The organism is Azotobacter beijerinckii (genome assembly GCF_900110885.1).
Classification (GTDB): domain Bacteria; phylum Pseudomonadota; class Gammaproteobacteria; order Pseudomonadales; family Pseudomonadaceae; genus Azotobacter; species Azotobacter beijerinckii.
Map to the genome: position 1 here is coordinate 1 of NZ_FOFJ01000004.1, position 19,016 is coordinate 19,016.

The following is a 19,016-nucleotide window of genomic DNA, read 5'->3' on the forward strand; positions in this document are numbered from 1 at the left end:
TTACTGGTTGTCCACCCTCGAGGAGGACACGCCGCTATCGGAACTGGTGCGCATCGCCCACCTGCGTTGGCGTATCGAGCGCGACTATCAGGATCTCAAGCAGGACCTGGGGCTGGGACATTACGAGGGGCGTGGTTGGCGGGGATTCCACCACCATGCCAGCTTGAGCATCGCCGCCTACGGTTTTCTGCTCGGGCAGCGCCTGCGCCGTGAGGCCCTGTTCGGACCGGATGGCCAAGGAAAAAAAAACCTCATGGCCTGCACGGTACCTGCGCTTCCCGCGGATTACCGCCCCCGCGGTCGGCCAGCGCGCGCAGCGGCATGTGGCGGACTCGATCACGACGCTGCGTCATCAACTCGGTGTCTATCTGATGCTTGAGTATTGCCGGGACCTGTACGGAGGTTTGGGACATCCATGTTTATGACACAGTAAGATTAGGCGAACAATAAACAATAAAAAGGCGATCATAGGATCGCCTTTTTATTGGCGCTGTTGCCCTTCAGTCTGTGTACTGGAACAGCTTGACGACCTTCTGCACGCCGGAAACGCTCTGGACCAGATTGGTGGCCCGATTTGCTTCCTGGCGGGTGATCAGGCCCAGCAAGTAAACGATGCCGTTCTCGGTAACCACCTTGATCTTCGAGCCGGGTACCGTGTTGTCGGCAAGCATCTGAGTTTTGATCTTGGTGGTCAGCAGGGCGTCGTTGCTGCGGGCCAGGAGTGAGGTGGGCAGGAGAATTTGTATTTCGTTGTGTACTTTGCTCACTCCGGGGACCGAGCGGGCTGCTTGCTCGGCGAGCTGTTTGAGTTCGGCGCGGGGGGTCTGGCCAGCGAGCAGGGTAACGCTGTTGTAGGTGGTGACCACAATGTGCGAGCTGCTGCTGCCCAGGTCGGCATGGGCCTGGCGGATCTTTTCGGCGACCTGGGGTTCGATGAGTTTATCGTCGATCGAGTTACCGATGCTGCGACTGCTGCAGCCACTCAAAATAAGGCTTGCCGCCAGGACGGTGGTGATCAGGAGTGAGCGCTTCATTCTTCGCTTCCGAACAGTTGGTTGTCGATCAGATCGCACAGGCAATGGATGACCAGCAGGTGCACTTCCTGGATGCGTGCCGTGACCTTGGCAGGCACCCGGATCTCGACGTCTTCGGGAAGCAGCAGCGAGGCCATGCCGCCGCCGTCGCGGCCGGTCAGGGCGACCACCAGCATTTCTCGGTCGTGGGCCGCCTGGATAGCCTGGATCACGTTGGCGGAGTTGCCGCTGGTGGAAATGGCCAGCAGAACGTCTCCGGGTTGGCCCAGAGCGCGGATCTGCTTGGAGAACACTTCGTTGTAGCTGTAGTCGTTGGCAATCGAGGTTAGGGTCGAGCTGTCGGTGGTCAGCGCGAGGGCCGGCAGGCTGGGGCGCTCGCGTTCGAAGCGATTGAGCAACTCCGAGGAAAAATGCTGCGCATCTCCGGCCGAGCCGCCGTTGCCGCAGGAGAGGATCTTGCCCTCGTTGAGTAGGGCCTGAACCATGAGCTCGCTGGCCTGGGCGATGTGGGGAGGGATGGTCTCCATGGCCTGCTGCTTGGTTTCGATGCTGGCCTGGAAGAGTTGGCGGATGCGGGATTGCATGTCCATCGGCGATAACCTTCAAAGTCGGGTGTCCGCTGCGGCCAGGGTAGCTTTCTGGCTCATGGTGCGGCAGGGCTGCTGCAGGGTGTCCGGGGCTCGCTAGGCGCTGTTGCAGGTCAGGCGTCAAAGGCGTTTCGGACCCAATTCAGGTGGCTGAACGTGCCCTCGTCGGCATTAGTGATGGCGACGATGTCGAAGCGGCAGGGATGCCTGGCCCAGCGTGGCTCCTTCTGCAGGAAATACTGGGCGGTGCGGACGAGTTTCATGCGCTTGCGCGCATCGACGCTCTCCAGTGCGCCTCCCCAGGCAAGGTGTCGCCGATAGCGCACTTCGACGAATACTACTGTATCGCCGTCGAGCATGACCAGATCGAGCTCGCCGCACCGGCAGCGCCAGTTCTGCGCCAGGAGGTGCAGTCCTTGCGCTACGAGATGGCGGTGGGCGAGAGCTTCGGCGTCGCGTCCGCTGCGCTGCCTATCCATATCAGTAACTGTTGGCTGGCAGGCGTTGAACCTGGCCATCGTGGAAGGTGGCCCAAGGCAGCTGGCGCTGGATGCGCTGATCGGGGCTTAGGCTCAGGCTGCCGGAGAGGCCGTCGATGCGTGTGTCGGGCATGGTCTTGAGCTGCGCCAGACGCGGGGCGAGTCGATAGGCATCGGCGCCCATGGCGTAGAGGCGCCCCAGGCTGCCACTGGCCTGGGGCCATTGGCTGCCGACCAGTTGTGGCAGGTTGTCGATCGGGCTGGCATTCAGCAGCCAAGGAGTTTCGCAGAACTGGATGCCTTCCAGGTCGAGGTACTGGTTCTGCTCTTCCTTCGGGTTGTAGAGGTGCGAGGTGGCATACACCGGTACGTCGCCAGCGTACTGGAAGGCGAGGGTCGGCTTGATCTGCTGGGCCTGCTGCGGTGTGGCGGCGAGGAAAATGAAGTCGATGTCTCGGCGTCGCGAAGGTTGTGCGGTCACTTCGCCGCCAAGCACGCTCTGCAGGCGTTTGCCGCGCGCCTCGCTTTGGCGCAACTGGAACAGCTCGGCGATCTGTTGGGCCAGGCGGGCAGACTGATCGATGCGCACGACGGCGATCAGGCTGCCGCCGGCGGCCTGCCAGTTCTTCTGGAAGGCTTGGAGAACGCGATCGCCCCATTCGCCGGAGGGCACCATGACGACGCCCCGGCGCATGCCGTCGGCCCAGGCGCGGCGGGCAGCTTCGCGGGCCTCGTCTTCGGCTGCCAGGCCGAACTGGAAGAGTTGCGGCGGGCTTTCCTGGCCGGTATTGCCATAGTTCAGCGCCAAGGTGGTGATTGGCAGTTGTTCGCGATCGCCGAGTTGCTTGACCAAGGGCTTTTCCAGGGGGCCGATGACCAATTGCACTCCAGCGGCTTGGGCCTGGCGATAGAAGTCGTCGAGGGAGGTCAGCCGGCTGCTGTCGTAGACTTCGATGCTGGGTGGTCGCTGGCCGCTTTGCTGCGCCTGGTAATGGGCTGCCATGAAGCCGTTGCGTAGGGCGCGGGACACTGAGGCGAGTTGGCCCTCCTCGGGGAGCAGCAGGGCGATCTTGTTGAGGGGTTGGCTGGCCAGTTCCCGCAACTTGCGCAGCGGTGCCGGCAATTGCAGGGCTGCCGGGTGCTGTGGGTTTGCCGCGCGCCATTGGTCGATGGCCGCTTGTTGCAACTCCAAGGTACCGGCGCTTTTCGTCGCGCGGGCCAAGGCCAGCCAGCGGCCCAGTTCGGTGTTCTCTTCTCCGGGGACGCTCAGGGCATCCTGTGGCAGAGCTTGAATCAGGCGCCAGATGCTTTCGTGGTTCTCGCTGGCAGCCGACTCGCTCAGCAGGGGCGCGATGAACACCCGCTCGCGGGCGGCATTCAGGCGCTGCCCATCTGCCTCCAGGGCGCGGGCGCGGGCCAGTTGGGTGCGGGTCTGCTGCTGGACGGGCAGTTCGCCCAAGTGCTGCATGCTCGGGTGGTTCAGGCTCTTGAGCGCCGCCTTGGCGTTGTTGCGGGCCAAGGCAATCTCTGCGCCGAGGGTGCTGGCAAAGATCTGCTGAGCGGGCTTGAGGCTGTCCAGTGGGGTCTGGTCGAGAATGCGTACGGCCTGGCCGAGATCCTTCTGCCGGTAGGCTTGGTCGGCGGCGCTCAGGCGGAGGAGTGCGGCCTTTTCCGGCTTGCTTTGGTCGGCCTGCTGCAGCAGTTGTTCGACGCTGGATTGTGTGGGGGGTGGCAGCTCGCCCAGTTGGGATGATGGCGAGCTCGCGCAGGCGACCAGAAAGCTGGCAAGGAAAAGGGTGGGAAGGGGACGCAGGCAGGCGATCATTGAGGCGTTCCTGATGCTCAAGACAATTGAAGAATTGTACCCAAGCCTCGTCCTGGGTGCGATGTCGTGCACTGGAAACCCGGCTACAATGCGCGTTTCGACTGCTTGAGGGGTTCGCCGTGACTGTGTCTGCTGCTTTGAATCCAATGCCGGGCACGCTTTATGTCGTCGCTACCCCGATCGGCAATCTCGACGACATCACTGCGCGAGCCCTCAGGGTATTGCGCGATGTTGCCTTGATTGCCGCCGAAGATACGCGCCACTCGGCGCGTCTGTTGCAACATTTCGGTATCGCGACGCCCTTGGCGGCCTGTCATGAGCACAATGAGCGCGATCATGGCGGGCGCTTTCTGGCGCGCCTGCAGGCAGGCGAGGATGTGGCGCTGATTTCCGATGCCGGTACGCCGCTGATTTCCGATCCGGGTTTTCATCTGGTGCGCCAGGCGCGAGCGGCAGGCATAAGGGTGGTTCCTGTACCCGGCCCCTGTGCGTTAATTGCCGCCTTGTCCGCTGCGGGGCTGCCTTCCGATCGGTTCGTCTTCGAAGGTTTTCTGCCGGCCAAGGCGGCTGGGCGTCTGGCGCGCTTGGAGCAGTTGAAGGAGGAACCTCGAACGCTGATCTTCTACGAGGCGCCGCATCGATTGTTGGAGTGCCTGGGGGATCTCGAGCGAACCATGGGAGTTGATCGTTTGGCGGTTCTGGCGCGGGAGTTGACCAAAACCTTCGAAACCTTCAGAAGCTTGCCTCTCGGTGAGCTACGCGCTTGGGTCGCTGAGGATAGCAACCAGCAGCGTGGCGAGTGCGTGCTGCTGGTGGCCGGCTGGCAGCCTCCGCCTGAGGAGGCGGTGTCGGCTGCGGCGCTCCGTGTTCTTGATCTTTTGCTCAAGGAGGTGCCGTTGAAGCGGGCTGCGGCATTGGCGGCCGAAATCACCGGGGTGCGCAAGAATCTACTCTATCAAGCTGCTTTGGAACGCCAGGGGTGAGGCTGGCCTGGACGCAGCACCAGAGGGAGTGCTTGCGGATGACCTTTGTGACCGATTATTCTTATCGGCGGAGAGTCGATCAGACAGTCGCTGTTCCATATTGTTCCCCAATATGGGAGAGAGGAAAGTCCGGGCTCCATAGGGCAGAGTGCCAGGTAACGCCTGGGAGGCGCGAGCCTACGGAAAGTGCCACAGAAAACAACCGCCTAAGCGCGCAAGTGCCGGTAAGGGTGAAAAGGTGCGGTAAGAGCGCACCGCACGGCTGGCAACAGTCCGTGGCTAGGTAAACCCCACTCGGAGCAAGACCAAATAGGGATCCGTCGGCGTGGCCCGCGCTGGATCCGGGTAGGTTGCTAGAGGCGGCCAGCGATGGTCGTCGTAGAGGAATGACTGTCCTCGACAGAACCCGGCTTACAGATCGACTCTCCCCTCCCTTCTTCCTCTCTTGCCCTTCAAAAAGCTCCTTTGCAAGCGGCTAAAAATCCCCCACATAACAATCCACTTTAAGAGATAAATTCAGCTCATTGATTTTGCTGGGCTTGTTTCTCATTACGTGTGATTTCTCTCTCTCATATTCAGCTAAAGCGCCGTCCTATAAGGATTTTTTCATTTTTCCCTGCCTTGACGGTGGGTTGGGGCGTTCCTATAGTGTGCGCAGGTGGTACGAAGTGGCATAAAGTGGGTTTCAGTGGGCAGGGAAGCTTGAGATCAGGGGAAGCGTCACCGTGTTTCGCGGAGCCAGCGCCGTCAGTCTCGACGCCAAGGGGCGAGTCTCGATGCCTGCCAGGTATCGCGAGGAGTTCGTTTCGCGTTCGGCGGGTCAGCTCATCATCACCATCGACGCGATGGACCCCTGCTTATGCATATATCCCCTGCCGGAGTGGGAACTCATCGAGGCCAAATTGCGCGAGCTTCCCTCGTTGCATGAGGAAACTCGCCGCTTGCAGCGTCTCTTGATCGGTAATGCCGTGGATCTCGAACTGGATGGCAGTGGACGTTTCCTGATTCCGCCGCGCTTGCGCAAGCATGCGAATCTGGACAAGCACGCAATGCTGGTCGGCCAACTGAACAAATTTCAGCTGTGGAATGAGGATGCCTGGACCGCGATTGCGGATGCAGACCTGGCGGCTATCAAACAACAACCCGGTGCTCTGCCGGGCGAACTGCGTGACTTGATCCTGTGACTATGAATAGCGGCTTCAGCCATATCACCGTACTACTCGAGGAAGCGGTCGATGCTCTGTCCGTACGAGCGGACGGTTGTTACCTGGATGGCACCTTCGGGCGGGGGGGGCATAGCCGGTTGATCCTTGGGCGTCTTGGGCCGGAGGGGGGCTTGCTGGGGTTCGACAAGGATCCCCAAGCGATCGCCACCGGGCAAGCCCTGGCCGCCGAGGATGGCCGCTTTGTCATCGTGCAGCGCAGTTTTGCCGAGTTGGCGGATGAGCTGGCGGCACGTGGACTGATCGGCAAGGTCGGTGGCGCGCTGTTCGATTTGGGGGTGTCCTCGCCGCAACTGGACGATCCCGAGCGTGGTTTCAGCTTTCTTAACGACGGCCCGCTGGATATGCGTATGGACCCGACGCGAGGCGTGAGCGCAGCCGAATGGCTGGCCAGTGCTACTGCTGAGGAAATTGCCCGCGTTTTCAAGGAGTATGGCGAGGAGCGCTTTGCCAGGCGTATGGCCCAGGCTGTGGTGCAGCGCCGCCAAGAAAGGCCATTCGAGCGCACTGCCGATCTGGCGCAGGTGCTGGCCGTCGCCAATCCAGCCTGGGAGAAGGGCAAGAATCCGGCAACGCGCGCCTTCCAGGGATTGCGCATTCATATCAACAACGAGCTGGGTGATCTCGAGCGGGGGCTTGAAGCAGTGCTTGAATCGCTTGAAGTCGGTGGCCGCTTGGTGGTGATCAGCTTCCATTCGCTGGAGGATCGTATCGTCAAGCAGTTCATGCGGCGCCAGGCCAAGGGCGAGGCGGACAAGCTGCCGCGCGACTTGCCGATCCGTCTGGCTGCTTTCGAGCCGCGTCTGAGGCTGATCGGCAAGCCTCAATACGCTTCCGAAGCCGAACTCAAGGCCAATCCGCGTGCCCGCAGTGCGGTCATGCGCGTGGCGGAGAAGCTGCGATGAGTCGCATACCGAATAAGGCCATGCCGACCGGTAGTCTGCTGATGTTGGTACTTTTCGTTGCCGCGCTGTTCTCCGCCGTCGCGGTCTCCTACAGCGCCTACTGGAATCGCCAGTTGCTCAATGCGCTGTATGGCGAGCTGACCGAGCGCGACAAGATGCAGGCCGAGTGGGGGCGGCTGATTCTGGAGCAAAGCACCTGGACCGCGCACAGTCGAGTCGAGAGTCTGGCCAGCGAAACCCTGAAGATGCGCATTCCCGATGCGGCGGAAATACGGCTGGTGGCACCATGATGAAACTCGAAGGTGCACTCTATCCTTGGCGTTTCCGTCTGGTGCTGGCTCTCTTGGCACTGATGGTGGCTGCCATCGCCTGGCGTATCGTCGATCTGCACATATTCGATCATGACTTTCTCAAGGGGCAGGGCGATGCGCGCAGCATGCGGCACATCCCGATCCCGGCGCATCGCGGACTGATCACCGATCGCAACGGCGAGCCGTTGGCGGTCAGCACCCCGGTCACCACCCTGTGGGGCAATCCGAAGGAGTTGGTCGGTGCGCGCGACCAGTGGGCGGCTCTGGCCAAGGCCTTGGGGCAGGATGCAAAAGCCCTGGCAGAGCGTCTGGATCAGTTGGCCGGGCGTGAGTTCACCTATCTGGTGCGAGGGCTTACTCCTGAGCAGGGGCAGGCCGTGCTCGACCTGAAGATCCCAGGCGTTTACGCCTTGGAGGAGTTTCGGCGATTCTACCCGGCGGGTGAGGTCACTGCCCATGTGCTTGGTTTTACCGATATCGACGATCATGGTCGCGAGGGCATGGAGCTGGCCTTCGACGAATGGCTGGCCGGCGTGCCCGGCAAGCGCCAGGTGCTCAAGGATCGCCGCGGCCGACTGATCCGGGATGTGCAGGTGGTGCAGAATGCCAAGGCCGGCAGAACGCTGGAGCTGTCCATCGATCTGCGCCTGCAATATCTGGCGCATCGCGAGTTGCGTAACGCTATCACCGAGGTTGGTGCCAAGGCCGGCACCCTGGTGATGCTCGATGTGAAGACCGGTGAGGTGCTGGCGATGGTCAACCAGCCGACCTACAACCCGAACAACAAGCGCAATCTCAACCTGGCAGCCATGCGCAACCGTGCGCTGGTCGATGTGTTTGAACCAGGCTCGACGATGAAACCGCTGTCCATGAGTGCCGCACTGGAATCCGGGCGCTGGAAGCCGGAAGACAAGGTGGAGGTGGCACCGGGTAGGCTGCAGATCGGGCGCTATACCATCCGTGACGTCTCCCACGCCGAAGGCGGCGTGCTCGACCTGACCGGTATTCTGATCAAGTCGAGCAACGTCGGCATGAGTAAGGTCGCCTTCGACATCGGCGGCGAGTCCATCCACTCGCTGATGCAGCGAGTCGGCTTCGGTCAGGATACCGGTCTGGGCTTCCCCGGCGAGCAGGTGGGCAACCTGCCCAGTTATCGTGAGTGGCGCAAGGCGGAGACTGCCACCCTGTCCTATGGCTACGGTCTCTCCGTGACGGCCGTGCAACTGGCCCATGCCTACGCCACCCTGGCCAACGATGGGCGCGCGGTGCCGCTGGCGCTGGCCCGGCAGGATCGTCCGCAGGAGGGCGTCCAGGTCATTTCCCCTAAAGTCGCCAAGACCATGCAGGGCATGCTGCAGCAAGTCGTCGAGGCGCCGGGCGGTGTGTTCCGTGCCAAGGTGCCGGGTTACCACGTCGCCGGCAAGAGCGGTACCGCGCGCAAGAACAGCGTGGGTGCGAAGGGGTACAAGGAAAAGTCGTATCGCTCGCTGTTCGCCGGCTTCGCGCCGACCAGCAACCCGCGCATCGCTATGGCCGTGGTGATCGATGAGCCGAGCAACGGCACCTATTTCGGTGGTCTGATTTCTGCGCCGGTGTTCGGCAGGGTCATGGCCGGTGCGCTGCGTCTGATGAATGTGGCGCCGGACAACCTGTCGCCGCCTGCCGAGACGAAGACTGCCGACAGGGAAGTGCCAGTACCCGGCAAAGGAGGCCGTATCTGATGCCTATGCCCCTCAATCAACTGTTACCCCAGGCCGAGAGCGCGGTGCTGATCCGCGAACTGACCTTGGACAGCCGCCAGGTGCGCCCGGGCGATCTGTTTCTCGCGATTCCCGGAGGCCAGCAAGATGGCCGCAGTCATATCGGCGATGCCCTCGCCCGTGGCGCTGCTGCCGTGGCCTATCAGGCCGAGGGTGCACCAGTGCTCGCCGGCAATGGTGTGCCGCTGGTGCCGATCAAGGGACTGGCCGGACAGCTGTCGGCGATTGCCGGGCGCTTTTATGGCGAGCCGAGCCGAGCCCTGCGCCTGATCGGCGTGACTGGCACCAACGGCAAGACCAGTGTCAGCCAGTTGCTCGCCCAGGCTTTGGACCTGCTCGGTGAGCGTTGCGGCATTGTCGGTACCCTGGGCAGTGGTTTCCACGGCGCGCTGCAGAGTGGTCGGCATACCACTCCCGACCCGCTCGGCGTGCAGGCGACTCTGGCCGGCTTGAAGCAGGCTGGCGCTCGCGCCGTGTCCATGGAGGTGTCCTCCCACGGCCTCGAGCAAGGTCGGGTGGCGGCGCTGGATTTCGATGTGGCGGTCTTCACCAACCTGTCGCGTGACCATCTGGACTATCACGGCACCATGGATGCCTATGCCGCGGCCAAGGCCCGCCTGTTCGCTTGGCCCGGTCTGCGTTGCCGGGTGCTCAACCTGGACGATGCCTTCGGTCGCCAGCTGGCGGGAGAGGCGCGGGCTTCCCGGCTGATCGGCTACAGCCTGGAGGATCGTTCCGCCCAGCTGTACTGCCGTCGGGTGCATTTCGACGAGCGGGGCGTGCGTGCCGAGGTGGCGACCCTGCAAGGTGAGGGGTTGCTGCACAGCCCGCTGCTGGGCTGCTTCAACCTGAGCAACCTGCTGGCTGTGGTCGGTGCGCTGCTGGGCCTGGATTATGCACTGGACGAGATCCTTCGCGTCATGCCTCAGCTTCAGGCCCCGGCCGGACGTATGCAGCGCTTGGGCGGCGGTACCCGGCCGCTGATCGTGGTGGATTACGCCCATACCCCGGATGCCCTGGAGAAGGTGCTGGAAGCGCTGCGGCCGCACGTCCGCGGACGCCTGCTGTGCCTGTTCGGCTGCGGCGGCGACCGCGATCGCGGCAAGCGTCCGCTGATGGCGGCGGTTGCCGAGCGGTTGGCCGACGAAGTGCTGGTCACCGACGACAATCCGCGCAGCGAGTCTCCGGAGCAGATTTTTGCCGATATCAGCAGCGGCATTGCCGCGCCGGAAAAGGTTGCCTGCTTGCACGGACGGGGCCAGGCAATCGCCCGGCTGATTGCCGATGCCGATGTGGCCGATGTGCTGCTGCTGGCCGGCAAGGGACACGAGGACTACCAAGAGATCGAGGGCGTGCGCCAGCCTTTCTCCGACATCGAGGAGGCCGCCAAGGCCCTGCGCGCCTGGGAGGCGGCACATGCTTGAGGCTCTGCACCTGAACGAAATCGCCGGTCTGCTGCAGGGGAGTCTGGCAGGGACCGATGTGGCCTTCGATTCGGTCGGCACCGACAGCCGGGCGATTCGCCCCGGGCAGCTATTCGTCGCCCTGGTCGGGCCGCGTTTCGATGGTCACGCTTTCCTCGCCGAGGTTGCCGCCAAGGGGGCTGCGGCCGCCCTGGTCCAGCGCCTGGTGCCGGACGTGGGGCTGCCACAGCTGCAGGTGGCCGATAACCGCTTGGCTCTTGGCCTGTTGGGGGGCTTCAACCGGCAGGCCTACAGCGGCCCTTTGGCGGCGGTGACCGGCTCCAGCGGCAAGACCACGGTCAAGGAAATGCTCGCCAGCATCCTGCGTACCTGGGGTCCAGTACTGGCCACCCGCGGTAACCTGAACAACGAGCTGGGTGTACCGCTGACCCTGCTCGAACTGGCGCCCGAGCATGTCGGTGCGGTGATCGAGCTGGGGGCCTCGCGGATCGGCGAGATCGCTTACACCGCCGGCCTGGCCCGGCCGCAGGTGGCGATCATCACCAATGCCGGCACGGCACACGTCGGCGAGTTCGGCGGTCCGGAGAGGATTGTCGAGGCCAAGGGCGAGATCCTCGAGGGCTTGCCCACCGACGGCATTGCCGTACTCAACCGCGACGACCAGGCCTTCGCCACCTGGCAGCAGCGTGCTGCGGGACGGCGCGTGCTGAGTTTCGCCTTGGGCGATCTGTCCGCCGACTTTCGGGCCCGGGATATCCAGCCCGACGCCCGCGGTTGCCCGGCCTTCACCCTGCAGGGGCCCGCCGGCGAGGCGCGTATCCAGCTTAACTTGCTTGGCCGGCACAACGTGGCCAATGCCCTGGCCGCGGCGGCGGCGGCTCATGCCTTGGGCATGCCGTTGGTTGGCATCCAGTCTGGACTGGAGAGCTTGCAACCGGTCAAGGGGCGCGCCGTGGCGCAGCTTGCGCCGAACGGCGTACGGGTGATCGACGACAGCTACAACGCAAACCCCGCGTCAATGTGTGCGGCTATCGATATACTCGCCGGCTTTTCCGGACACACCGTCCTTGTCCTCGGCGACATGGGTGAACTGGGCGCCTGGGCGGAGGAGGGCCACAGCCAGGTCGGCGCTTATGCCGCCGGCAAGGTCGATACCCTGTATGCCGTGGGGCCGTTGATGGCCCATGCGGTCGCGGCGTTCGGAGACAAGGGTCGGCACTTCGCCGATCAGGCCAGTCTGCTCGAGGCCCTGCGCCGCGAGCAGCATCCCGATACCACCATTTTGATCAAGGGTTCGCGAAGTGCGGCGATGGACAAGATCGTTTCGGCTCTCTGCGGTTCCAGCGAGGAGACTCACTAAATGCTGCTGCTGCTGGCAGAGTATCTGCAACAGTTCCACACCGGTTTCGCGGTCATCCAGTACCTGACCCTGCGCGGGATTCTTGGGGTGCTGACCGCCTTGATCCTGGCCCTGTGCCTGGGACCCTGGATGATCCGGACACTGCAGATCCGTCAGATCGGTCAGGCCGTGCGCGACGATGGTCCGCAGTCGCACCTGTCGAAGAAGGGCACGCCGACCATGGGGGGGGCGCTGATCCTGTCCGCCATCGCCGTCAGCACCCTGCTCTGGGCAGACCTGTCCAACCGTTACGTCTGGGTCGTGCTGGCCGTGACCCTGTTGTTCGGCGCCATTGGCTGGGTCGACGACTACCGCAAGGTGATCGAGAAGAACTCTCGCGGCTTGCCGAGCCGCTGGAAGTATTTCTGGCAATCGGTGTTCGGTCTCGGTGCCGCACTCTTCCTTTATATGACAGCGAAGACCCCGGTCGAAACCACCCTGATCCTGCCGTTGATCAAGACCATCGAGATTCCGCTCGGCGCCGGCTTCATCGTGCTGACCTATTTCGTCATCGTGGGCTCGAGCAACGCGGTGAACCTGACCGACGGCCTCGACGGCCTGGCGATCATGCCGACGGTGATGGTTGGCGGCGCCTTGGGCATCTTCTGTTATCTGTCCGGCAACGTGAGGTTCGCTGAATACCTGTTGATTCCCAACGTGGCGGGGGCTGGCGAGCTGATCGTGTTCTGCGGCGCGCTGATTGGCGCCGGCCTTGGCTTCCTCTGGTTCAACACCTACCCGGCGCAGGTCTTCATGGGCGATGTCGGGGCCCTGGCGCTGGGGGCCGCGCTTGGCACCATCGCGGTGATCGTCCGGCAGGAAGTGGTGCTGTTCATCATGGGCGGGGTGTTCGTCATGGAAACCCTGTCGGTGATGATCCAGGTTGCATCCTTCAAGCTCACCGGCAAGCGTGTGTTTCGCATGGCACCGATCCATCACCATTTCGAGCTGAAAGGGTGGCCGGAGCCGCGGGTGATCGTGCGTTTCTGGATCATCACCGTGGTACTGGTGCTGATCGGTCTGGCAACCCTGAAGCTGCGCTGAGGACAGGGAATGACTCTGATTGCTTCCGACCAGTTTCGCATTGTCGTCGGTCTCGGCAAGAGCGGCATGTCTCTGGTGCGCTTTCTGGGCCGCCAGGGCGCGCACTTTGCCGTTGTCGACACTCGCGCGAATCCGCCTGAGCTGGTCGCACTGCAGCGCGACTACCCGCAGGTAGAGGTGCATTGCGGCGCGCTGGACGTGGACTTCCTCTGCCGTGCCAGCAAGCTCTATGTCAGTCCGGGATTGGCGCTGGCCACTCCAGCGCTGCAGGCCGCGGCGGCGCGCGGAGTGAAGCTGTCCGGCGACATCGAACTGTTCGCCCGGCATGCCAAGGCGCCGATTGTCGCGATTACCGGCTCCAACGCCAAAAGCACGGTGACCACCCTGCTTGGCGAGATGGCCCGTGCGGCCGGCAAGCGTGTGGCGGTGGGCGGTAACCTCGGCACCCCGGCGCTGGACCTGTTGGATGACAGCATTGAACTCTATGTCCTGGAGCTTTCCAGCTTTCAGCTGGAAACCACCGAGCGGCTGAATGCCGAAGTGGCTACCTGCCTCAACGTCAGCGAGGACCACATGGATCGCTATGTCGATCTGCAGGCCTACCACCTGGCCAAGCACCGTATCTTCCGCGGGGCGGCGCAGGTGGTGGTGAACCGCGACGACCCGCTGTCTCGCCCGCTGGTCGCCGACCAGCTGCCGTGCTGGACCTTCGGTCTCGGCAAGCCGGACCTCAAGGGCTTCGGCCTCCTGGAAGAGGGCGGCGAGAAGCGTCTGGCTTTTCAGTTCGAGGCGCTGATGCCGGTTCGCGAGCTGAGGATCCGCGGCGCCCATAATCAGGCCAACGCCCTGGCGGCACTGGCACTGGGCCGTGCGGTCGGCTTGCCGCTCGCGCCGATGCTGGCCACCCTGAAGTCCTTCGCCGGACTGCCGCACCGCTGCCAGTGGCTGCGCGAGTTGCGTGGGGTCGGCTACTACGACGACTCTAAGGCCACCAACGTGGGCGCCGCGCTGGCGGCGATCGGCGGTCTGGGGGCGGACATCGCCGGCAAGCTGGTGCTGATCGCCGGCGGCGATGGCAAGGGAGCGGATTTCTCCAGCCTGCGTCAGCCGGTTGCCGAATACTGTCGCGCCGTGGTTTTGCTCGGCCGCGACGCCGAGCGCATCGCCACGGTACTGGAGGGCGCCGTGCCGCTGATTCGGGTGAAAACGCTGGAGGAGGCGGTCGAGCGTGCCGCCGTGTTGGCTGAGGCGGGCGACGCGGTGCTGCTGTCGCCGGCATGCGCCAGCCTGGACATGTTCCGGAGCTTCGAGGAGCGCGGACGCTTGTTCGCCCAGGCGGTGGAGGCGCTTTCCTGATGCTGGCCCTGTTGCGTCTCTACCCGTCGCCGCTGTTCAACCGGCGCGGCTTCGATGTTGACTTCCCGATGCTGGCCGGTTGCCTGGCACTGCTTGGCTTGGGACTGGTGATGATCACCTCGGCGTCCTCCGAAGTGGCAGCGGTGCAGGCCGGCAACACGTTCTACTACATGGTCCGTCATTTGGTATATCTGGTGATCGGCCTCGTTGCCGGTGGCGTGGTGATGCTGGTACCGCTGGAAACCTGGCAGAGCATGGGCGGCAAGCTGTTGCTGGCTGCTTTTGGCGTGCTGATTCTGGTGCTGGTTCCGGGCATCGGCCGCGAGGTGAATGGTTCGATGCGCTGGATCGGTTTCGGCGCCTTCAACATCCAGCCCTCGGAGATCGCCAAGCTGTTCGTGGTGATCTACCTCGCCGGCTATCTGGTGCGCCGCGAGGACGAGGTGCGCCAGCGCTGGATCGGTTTCATCAAGCCGATCATCGTGCTGATTCCGCTGGCCGGGCTGCTGCTGCTGGAGCCGGACTTCGGTGCCACCGTGGTGATGCTGGGTTCCGCCGCCGCCATGCTGTTCCTCGGTGGGGTCGGTTTGTTCCGTTTTACCCTGCTGGCCGTCGCCGCCATCGGCGCGGTATTTGTTCTGGTGCAGACCCAGGAGTACCGCCTGCAGCGGCTGATCACCTTCACGGATCCTTGGGCCGACCAATTCGGTTCCGGCTATCAGTTGACCCAGGCGCTGATCGCCTTCGGGCGCGGCGAATGGCTGGGGGTCGGACTCGGCAACAGCGTGCAAAAACAGTTCTACCTGCCGGAGGCGCACACTGACTTCGTATTCTCCGTGCTGGCCGAAGAGCTGGGCATGTTCGGTGCGCTGGCCACCCTCGGGCTGTTCACCTTCGTCTGTGTGCGGGCCCTCTATCTCGGTCTGTGGGCGGAGAAGGCCCGGCACTACTTCTCGGCCTATGTGGCCTATGGACTGGCCTTCCTGTGGATCGGCCAGTTCCTCATCAATATCGGGGTGAACATCGGCCTTCTGCCGACCAAGGGGCTAACTTTGCCTTTTCTCAGCTACGGCGGCAGCTCGTTGGTGATCTGTTGCGTCAGCTTGGGCCTGCTGCTGCGTCTGGACTGGGAGCGTCGTACCCAGCTGGACAACGAGAGTGCACAGTTCGGCAAGGATGATTTCGCCGAGGATCGCGAGGAGCAAGCCGATGAGCGCTAACGTACTGATCATGGCCGGCGGTACCGGAGGGCACGTGTTCCCGGCGCTGGCCTGTGCCCGCGAGTTCCAGGCCCGCGGCTATGCTGTGCACTGGCTGGGAACTCCGCGAGGCATCGAGAACGAACTGGTGCCCCGAGCTGGGCTGCCGCTGTATCAGATCCAGATCGGCGGGCTGCGTGGCAAGGGGCTGGCAACTCTGCTCAAGGCGCCTTTCCAGCTACTCAGGTCGCTGTTCCAGGCCCGCCGGGTCATGCGCGAACTGCGTCCGGTGTGTGTGCTGGGCATGGGAGGCTTCGTCACCGGCCCCGGTGGCCTGGCGGCGAAGCTGGCCGGTGTGCCCCTGATCATCCACGAGCAGAATGCCGTGGCCGGTACTGCCAATCGGGCGCTGGCGCCGATCGCTAGCCGGGTTTGCGAGGCTTTTCCAAATACCTTCGGCGTCACCGACAAGCGATGTACCACTGGCAATCCGGTGCGGCCCGAGCTGTTTCTGGAGACGCCGCGCCAGCCCCTGAAAGGGCGCAGGTTGCGGCTGCTGGTCCTGGGCGGCAGCCTGGGTGCCGAGCCCCTGAACAAGCTGCTACCCACGGCGTTGGCATTGATCCCCGTCGAGCAGCGGCCAGAGATCTTCCATCAGGCCGGCAGGCAGCACCATGAGATCACCGCCGAGCGTTACCGTGGGGCCGGCGTCGAGGCTGAGGTCGCGCCTTTCATCGACGACATGGCCCAGGCCTATGCCTGGGCCGACCTGGTGGTCTGCCGTGCCGGTGCCCTGACCGTCAGCGAGCTGGCAGCCGCCGGGCTGCCAGCGCTGCTGGTACCGCTGCCCCAGGCCATCGACGATCACCAGACCCGCAATGCCGACTATCTGGCGCAGGAGGGCGCGGCCTTCCTGCTGCCGCAGGCGAGCACGGCTGCCGGCGATCTGGCTGCCCGCCTGAGCGAGGTGTCGATGCATCCCGAGCGACTCGCAAGCATGGCTGCCAGCGCTCGCCGCTTGGCCAAACCCGATGCGACCCGGACGGTCGTGGATATCTGCCTGGAGGTGGCGCGTGGTTAAGTCCAAGGATGCGATCCAGTCCGAAATACGCCGCATGCGTCGCATCGGTCGGATCCACTTCGTCGGTATTGGCGGGGTTGGCATGTGCGGGATTGCCGAGGTGCTGCTGAACCTCGGTTACGAAGTCTCCGGCTCCGACCTCAAGGCTTCACCGGTGACTGCGCGCCTGGAAAGCTTCGGTGCGAAGATCTACGTCGGCCATCGCGCCGAGAACGCCGCCAGTGCCGATGTGCTGGTAGTTTCCAGTGCGGTGAGCAGTTCCAACCCGGAAGTGGCGACCGCTCTGGAGCGGCGCATTCCCGTGGTGCCGCGGGCGGAAATGCTTGCCGAGCTGATGCGCTACCGGCATGGCATCGCCGTGGCTGGTACCCACGGCAAGACCACCACCACCAGCCTGATCGCCTCGGTGTTCGCCGCCGGTGGACTGGACCCTACCTTTGTCATCGGCGGCCGGCTGAATGCGGCTGGCACCAATGCCCAGCTCGGCAGCAGCCGCTACCTGATCGCCGAGGCCGACGAGAGCGATGCCAGCTTCCTGCATCTGCAGCCCCTGGTGGCGGTGGTCACCAACATCGACGCCGACCACATGGACACCTATGCAGGCGACTTCAGCCGGCTGAAGAAGACCTTTGTGGATTTCCTGCACAACCTGCCGTTCTACGGTCTGGCAGTGCTTTGCGTCGACGACCCGGTGGTCCGCGAGATTCTGCCCCAGGTCGCCCGCCCGACGATCACCTACGGTTTTGGTGAGGATGCCGACGTACGTGCCATCGACATTCGCCAGGAGGGAATGCGCACCTACTTCACCGTGTTGCGCCAGGGCCGTGTTCCGCTCGCGGTGTCGGTCAACATGCCGGGGGTGCATAACGTGCTGAACGCCTTGGCCACCATTGCCATCGCCTCCGATGAAGGCATCGAGGATGCGGCCATCGTCCAGGGGCTGTCGGGCTTCGAAGGCGTCGGCCGGCGTTTCCAGGTGTACGGCGAGCTGCAGGTCGAAGGTGGCAGCGTGATGTTGGTCGACGACTACGGTCACCATCCGCGCGAGGTTGCCGCAGTGATTCGGGCTGTTCGCGGCGGTTGGCCGGAGCGCCGGCTGGTGATGGTCTACCAGCCGCATCGTTTCACCCGGACGCGCGACCTCTACGAAGATTTCGTTCAGGTATTGGCCGATGCCAACGTGCTGCTGCTGATGGAGGTCTACCCGGCCGGCGAGGAGCCGATTCCCGGTGCCGACAGCCGCAACTTGTGCCGCAGCATCCGGCAGCGCGGCCAGTTGGATCCTATCTACGTAGAGCGTGGGGCGGATATCGCGCCGCTGCTCAAGCCGTTGCTGCGCCCCGGCGACATCCTCCTCTGCCAGGGGGCCGGTGATGTCGGTGGACTGGCTCCACAACTGCTCCAGAGTCCGTTGTTCGGCGGTTGGCCCGAGGTGGCCGCCAAGAGGGAAATGTCATGATTCACGCCCTGCAATCCACGCTTGCCCCGCAGGCTTTCGGTCGTGTCGCCGTGCTGTTCGGAGGCAAGAGCGCCGAGCGCGCAGTTTCCCTGAAGTCCGGCCAGGCCGTACTGGAAGCGCTGCAGAGCGCGGGGGTGGACGCCTTCGGCATCGATGTTGGCGACGATCTGCTCGGGCGGCTGAGCCGCGAGCGGATCGATCGCGCATTCATCGTCCTGCACGGCCGCGGTGGCGAGGATGGCAGCATGCAGGGCCTGCTTGAGTGCGCCGGCATTCCCTACACTGGCAGCGGTGTTCTGGCTTCGGCTCTGGCGATGGACAAGCTGCGCACCAAGCAGGTCTGGCAGAGCCTGGGTCTGCCGACGCCGCGCCATGCCGTGCTGGCCAGCGAGGCCGATTGCCAGGCAGCCGCGCAGGCCCTCGGCTTCCCACTGATCGTCAAGCCGGCCCATGAAGGTTCCAGCATCGGCATGGCCAAGGTGAACGGTATCGACGAGTTGGTCGCCGCCTGGCGGGCCGCCCGTTCTTACGATCCCCAGGTGCTGGTCGAGCAGTGGATTCAGGGGCCTGAGTTCACCGTCGCCCTGCTGCGTGGCCTAGTGCTGCCGCCGATCGGCCTGGGTACGCCGCACAGTTTCTACGACTACGACGCCAAGTACTTGGCGTCGGACACCCAGTACCGGATTCCCTGCGGGCTCGATCCCGTCAGGGAGGCGGAACTGAAGAGCCTGTGCGCGCGTGCCTGCGAGGCCGTGGGCGTGCAGGGCTGGGGCCGGGTCGACGTGATGCAGGATGCCGAAGGCCGCTTCTGGCTTTTGGAAGTCAACACGGTGCCGGGTATGACCGACCATAGTCTCGTGCCGATGGCCGCACGCGCCGCCGGACTGGATTTCCAGCAACTGGTGCTGGCAATCCTGGCCGACAGCGTCGAGGCAAGGGGGTAAGCC

At 63.8% G+C, this 19,016-nt stretch carries 18 protein-coding genes and 1 other RNA gene; 15 read left to right on the forward strand and 4 right to left on the reverse strand.

Going from position 1 to position 19,016, the window contains the following annotated elements:
* On the forward strand, positions 1-379 hold a 379-nt coding region (locus tag BMY22_RS02830), incomplete at its 5' end, for a transposase (protein WP_143068452.1).
* Between the two features lie 121 nt (positions 380-500).
* On the opposite strand, the gene BMY22_RS02835 is transcribed toward BMY22_RS02830, so the two are convergent.
* The 4 genes from BMY22_RS02835 to BMY22_RS02850 form a co-directional block, all read right to left on the reverse strand.
* Complete coding sequence (locus BMY22_RS02835) at positions 501-1,034, reverse strand: BON domain-containing protein (RefSeq protein ID WP_090619407.1); 534 nt, start codon at positions 1,032-1,034, stop codon at positions 501-503.
* Positions 1,031-1,624 (reverse strand): phosphoheptose isomerase, encoded by a 594-nt coding sequence (locus BMY22_RS02840; protein WP_090619409.1) that lies wholly within the window; start codon positions 1,622-1,624, stop codon positions 1,031-1,033. Before BMY22_RS02840 ends, BMY22_RS02835 begins: the two co-directional genes overlap by 4 nt.
* Before the next feature lie 110 nt (positions 1,625-1,734).
* Positions 1,735-2,100 (reverse strand): YraN family protein, encoded by a 366-nt coding sequence (locus tag BMY22_RS02845; protein ID WP_090619411.1) that lies wholly within the window; start codon positions 2,098-2,100, stop codon positions 1,735-1,737.
* 1 nt (position 2,101) lies between these two features.
* Complete coding sequence (locus BMY22_RS02850; protein ID WP_090619412.1) at positions 2,102-3,925, reverse strand: penicillin-binding protein activator; 1,824 nt, start codon at positions 3,923-3,925, stop codon at positions 2,102-2,104.
* A gap of 146 nt (positions 3,926-4,071) precedes the next feature.
* Between BMY22_RS02850 and rsmI the strand changes: the two genes are divergently transcribed.
* The 14 genes from rsmI to BMY22_RS02920 all read left to right on the forward strand — a co-directional run bounded on the left by rsmI (position 4,072) and on the right by BMY22_RS02920 (position 19,013).
* Entirely contained in the window at positions 4,072-4,908 is an 837-nt protein-coding gene (rsmI, locus tag BMY22_RS02855; RefSeq protein ID WP_090619414.1) for a 16S rRNA (cytidine(1402)-2'-O)-methyltransferase, read from the forward strand.
* A gap of 71 nt (positions 4,909-4,979) precedes the next feature.
* An RNA gene (rnpB, locus tag BMY22_RS02860) (RNase P RNA component class A) lies at positions 4,980-5,338 on the forward strand.
* A gap of 295 nt (positions 5,339-5,633) precedes the next feature.
* A complete protein-coding gene (gene mraZ, locus BMY22_RS02865) occupies positions 5,634-6,092 on the forward strand; it encodes a division/cell wall cluster transcriptional repressor MraZ (protein WP_090619415.1) in 459 nt (152 codons plus the stop codon).
* 2 nt (positions 6,093-6,094) lie between these two features.
* A complete protein-coding gene (rsmH, locus tag BMY22_RS02870; RefSeq protein ID WP_090619417.1) occupies positions 6,095-7,036 on the forward strand; it encodes a 16S rRNA (cytosine(1402)-N(4))-methyltransferase RsmH in 942 nt (313 codons plus the stop codon).
* A complete protein-coding gene (gene ftsL / locus BMY22_RS02875) occupies positions 7,033-7,326 on the forward strand; it encodes a cell division protein FtsL (RefSeq protein WP_090619419.1) in 294 nt (97 codons plus the stop codon). Before rsmH ends, ftsL begins: the two co-directional genes overlap by 4 nt.
* Positions 7,323-9,068, forward strand: coding sequence for a peptidoglycan D,D-transpeptidase FtsI family protein (locus BMY22_RS02880; RefSeq protein ID WP_090619420.1), 1,746 nt, complete (start codon positions 7,323-7,325; stop codon positions 9,066-9,068). The genes ftsL and BMY22_RS02880 overlap by 4 nt, the downstream gene beginning before the upstream one ends.
* Positions 9,068-10,531, forward strand: coding sequence for a UDP-N-acetylmuramoyl-L-alanyl-D-glutamate--2,6-diaminopimelate ligase (locus BMY22_RS02885; protein WP_090619422.1), 1,464 nt, complete (start codon positions 9,068-9,070; stop codon positions 10,529-10,531). The genes BMY22_RS02880 and BMY22_RS02885 overlap by 1 nt, the downstream gene beginning before the upstream one ends.
* On the forward strand, positions 10,524-11,891 hold the full coding sequence (locus BMY22_RS02890) for a UDP-N-acetylmuramoyl-tripeptide--D-alanyl-D-alanine ligase (protein WP_090619424.1): 1,368 nt from the start codon (positions 10,524-10,526) through the stop codon (positions 11,889-11,891). Before BMY22_RS02885 ends, BMY22_RS02890 begins: the two co-directional genes overlap by 8 nt.
* Positions 11,892-12,974, forward strand: a complete 1,083-nt coding sequence (gene mraY, locus BMY22_RS02895) for a phospho-N-acetylmuramoyl-pentapeptide-transferase (RefSeq protein WP_090619426.1) — start codon at positions 11,892-11,894, stop codon at positions 12,972-12,974.
* 9 nt (positions 12,975-12,983) lie between these two features.
* Positions 12,984-14,330: a UDP-N-acetylmuramoyl-L-alanine--D-glutamate ligase gene (gene murD, locus BMY22_RS02900; RefSeq protein ID WP_090619428.1), complete on the forward strand. Its 1,347-nt coding sequence runs from the start codon at positions 12,984-12,986 to the stop codon at positions 14,328-14,330.
* Positions 14,330-15,550, forward strand: coding sequence for a putative lipid II flippase FtsW (gene ftsW, locus BMY22_RS02905; RefSeq protein WP_090619430.1), 1,221 nt, complete (start codon positions 14,330-14,332; stop codon positions 15,548-15,550). Before murD ends, ftsW begins: the two co-directional genes overlap by 1 nt.
* Complete coding sequence (murG, locus tag BMY22_RS02910; RefSeq protein WP_090619431.1) at positions 15,540-16,610, forward strand: undecaprenyldiphospho-muramoylpentapeptide beta-N-acetylglucosaminyltransferase; 1,071 nt, start codon at positions 15,540-15,542, stop codon at positions 16,608-16,610. Before ftsW ends, murG begins: the two co-directional genes overlap by 11 nt.
* Positions 16,603-18,069, forward strand: a complete 1,467-nt coding sequence (gene murC / locus BMY22_RS02915) for a UDP-N-acetylmuramate--L-alanine ligase (RefSeq protein WP_090619433.1) — start codon at positions 16,603-16,605, stop codon at positions 18,067-18,069. Before murG ends, murC begins: the two co-directional genes overlap by 8 nt.
* Positions 18,069-19,013 carry a D-alanine--D-alanine ligase gene (locus BMY22_RS02920; protein WP_279626338.1) on the forward strand — a complete coding sequence of 315 codons (945 nt, stop codon included), beginning with the start codon at positions 18,069-18,071 and terminating at the stop codon, positions 19,011-19,013. The genes murC and BMY22_RS02920 overlap by 1 nt, the downstream gene beginning before the upstream one ends.
* Positions 19,014-19,016 lie beyond the last annotated feature (3 nt).

Coding starts and splice junctions, on each gene's coding strand:
- BMY22_RS02835 (WP_090619407.1), bottom strand. CDS start 1,034: ATGAAGCGCTCACTCCTGATCACCACCGTCCTGGCGGCAAGCCTTATT.
- BMY22_RS02840 (WP_090619409.1), bottom strand. CDS start 1,624: ATGGACATGCAATCCCGCATCCGCCAACTCTTCCAGGCCAGCATCGAA.
- BMY22_RS02845 (WP_090619411.1), bottom strand. CDS start 2,100: ATGGATAGGCAGCGCAGCGGACGCGACGCCGAAGCTCTCGCCCACCGC.
- BMY22_RS02850 (WP_090619412.1), bottom strand. CDS start 3,925: ATGATCGCCTGCCTGCGTCCCCTTCCCACCCTTTTCCTTGCCAGCTTT.
- rsmI (WP_090619414.1), top strand. CDS start 4,072: ATGCCGGGCACGCTTTATGTCGTCGCTACCCCGATCGGCAATCTCGAC.
- rsmH (WP_090619417.1), top strand. CDS start 6,095: ATGAATAGCGGCTTCAGCCATATCACCGTACTACTCGAGGAAGCGGTC.
- ftsL (WP_090619419.1), top strand. CDS start 7,033: ATGAGTCGCATACCGAATAAGGCCATGCCGACCGGTAGTCTGCTGATG.
- BMY22_RS02880 (WP_090619420.1), top strand. CDS start 7,323: ATGATGAAACTCGAAGGTGCACTCTATCCTTGGCGTTTCCGTCTGGTG.
- BMY22_RS02885 (WP_090619422.1), top strand. CDS start 9,068: ATGCCTATGCCCCTCAATCAACTGTTACCCCAGGCCGAGAGCGCGGTG.
- BMY22_RS02890 (WP_090619424.1), top strand. CDS start 10,524: ATGCTTGAGGCTCTGCACCTGAACGAAATCGCCGGTCTGCTGCAGGGG.
- mraY (WP_090619426.1), top strand. CDS start 11,892: ATGCTGCTGCTGCTGGCAGAGTATCTGCAACAGTTCCACACCGGTTTC.
- murD (WP_090619428.1), top strand. CDS start 12,984: ATGACTCTGATTGCTTCCGACCAGTTTCGCATTGTCGTCGGTCTCGGC.
- ftsW (WP_090619430.1), top strand. CDS start 14,330: ATGCTGGCCCTGTTGCGTCTCTACCCGTCGCCGCTGTTCAACCGGCGC.
- murG (WP_090619431.1), top strand. CDS start 15,540: ATGAGCGCTAACGTACTGATCATGGCCGGCGGTACCGGAGGGCACGTG.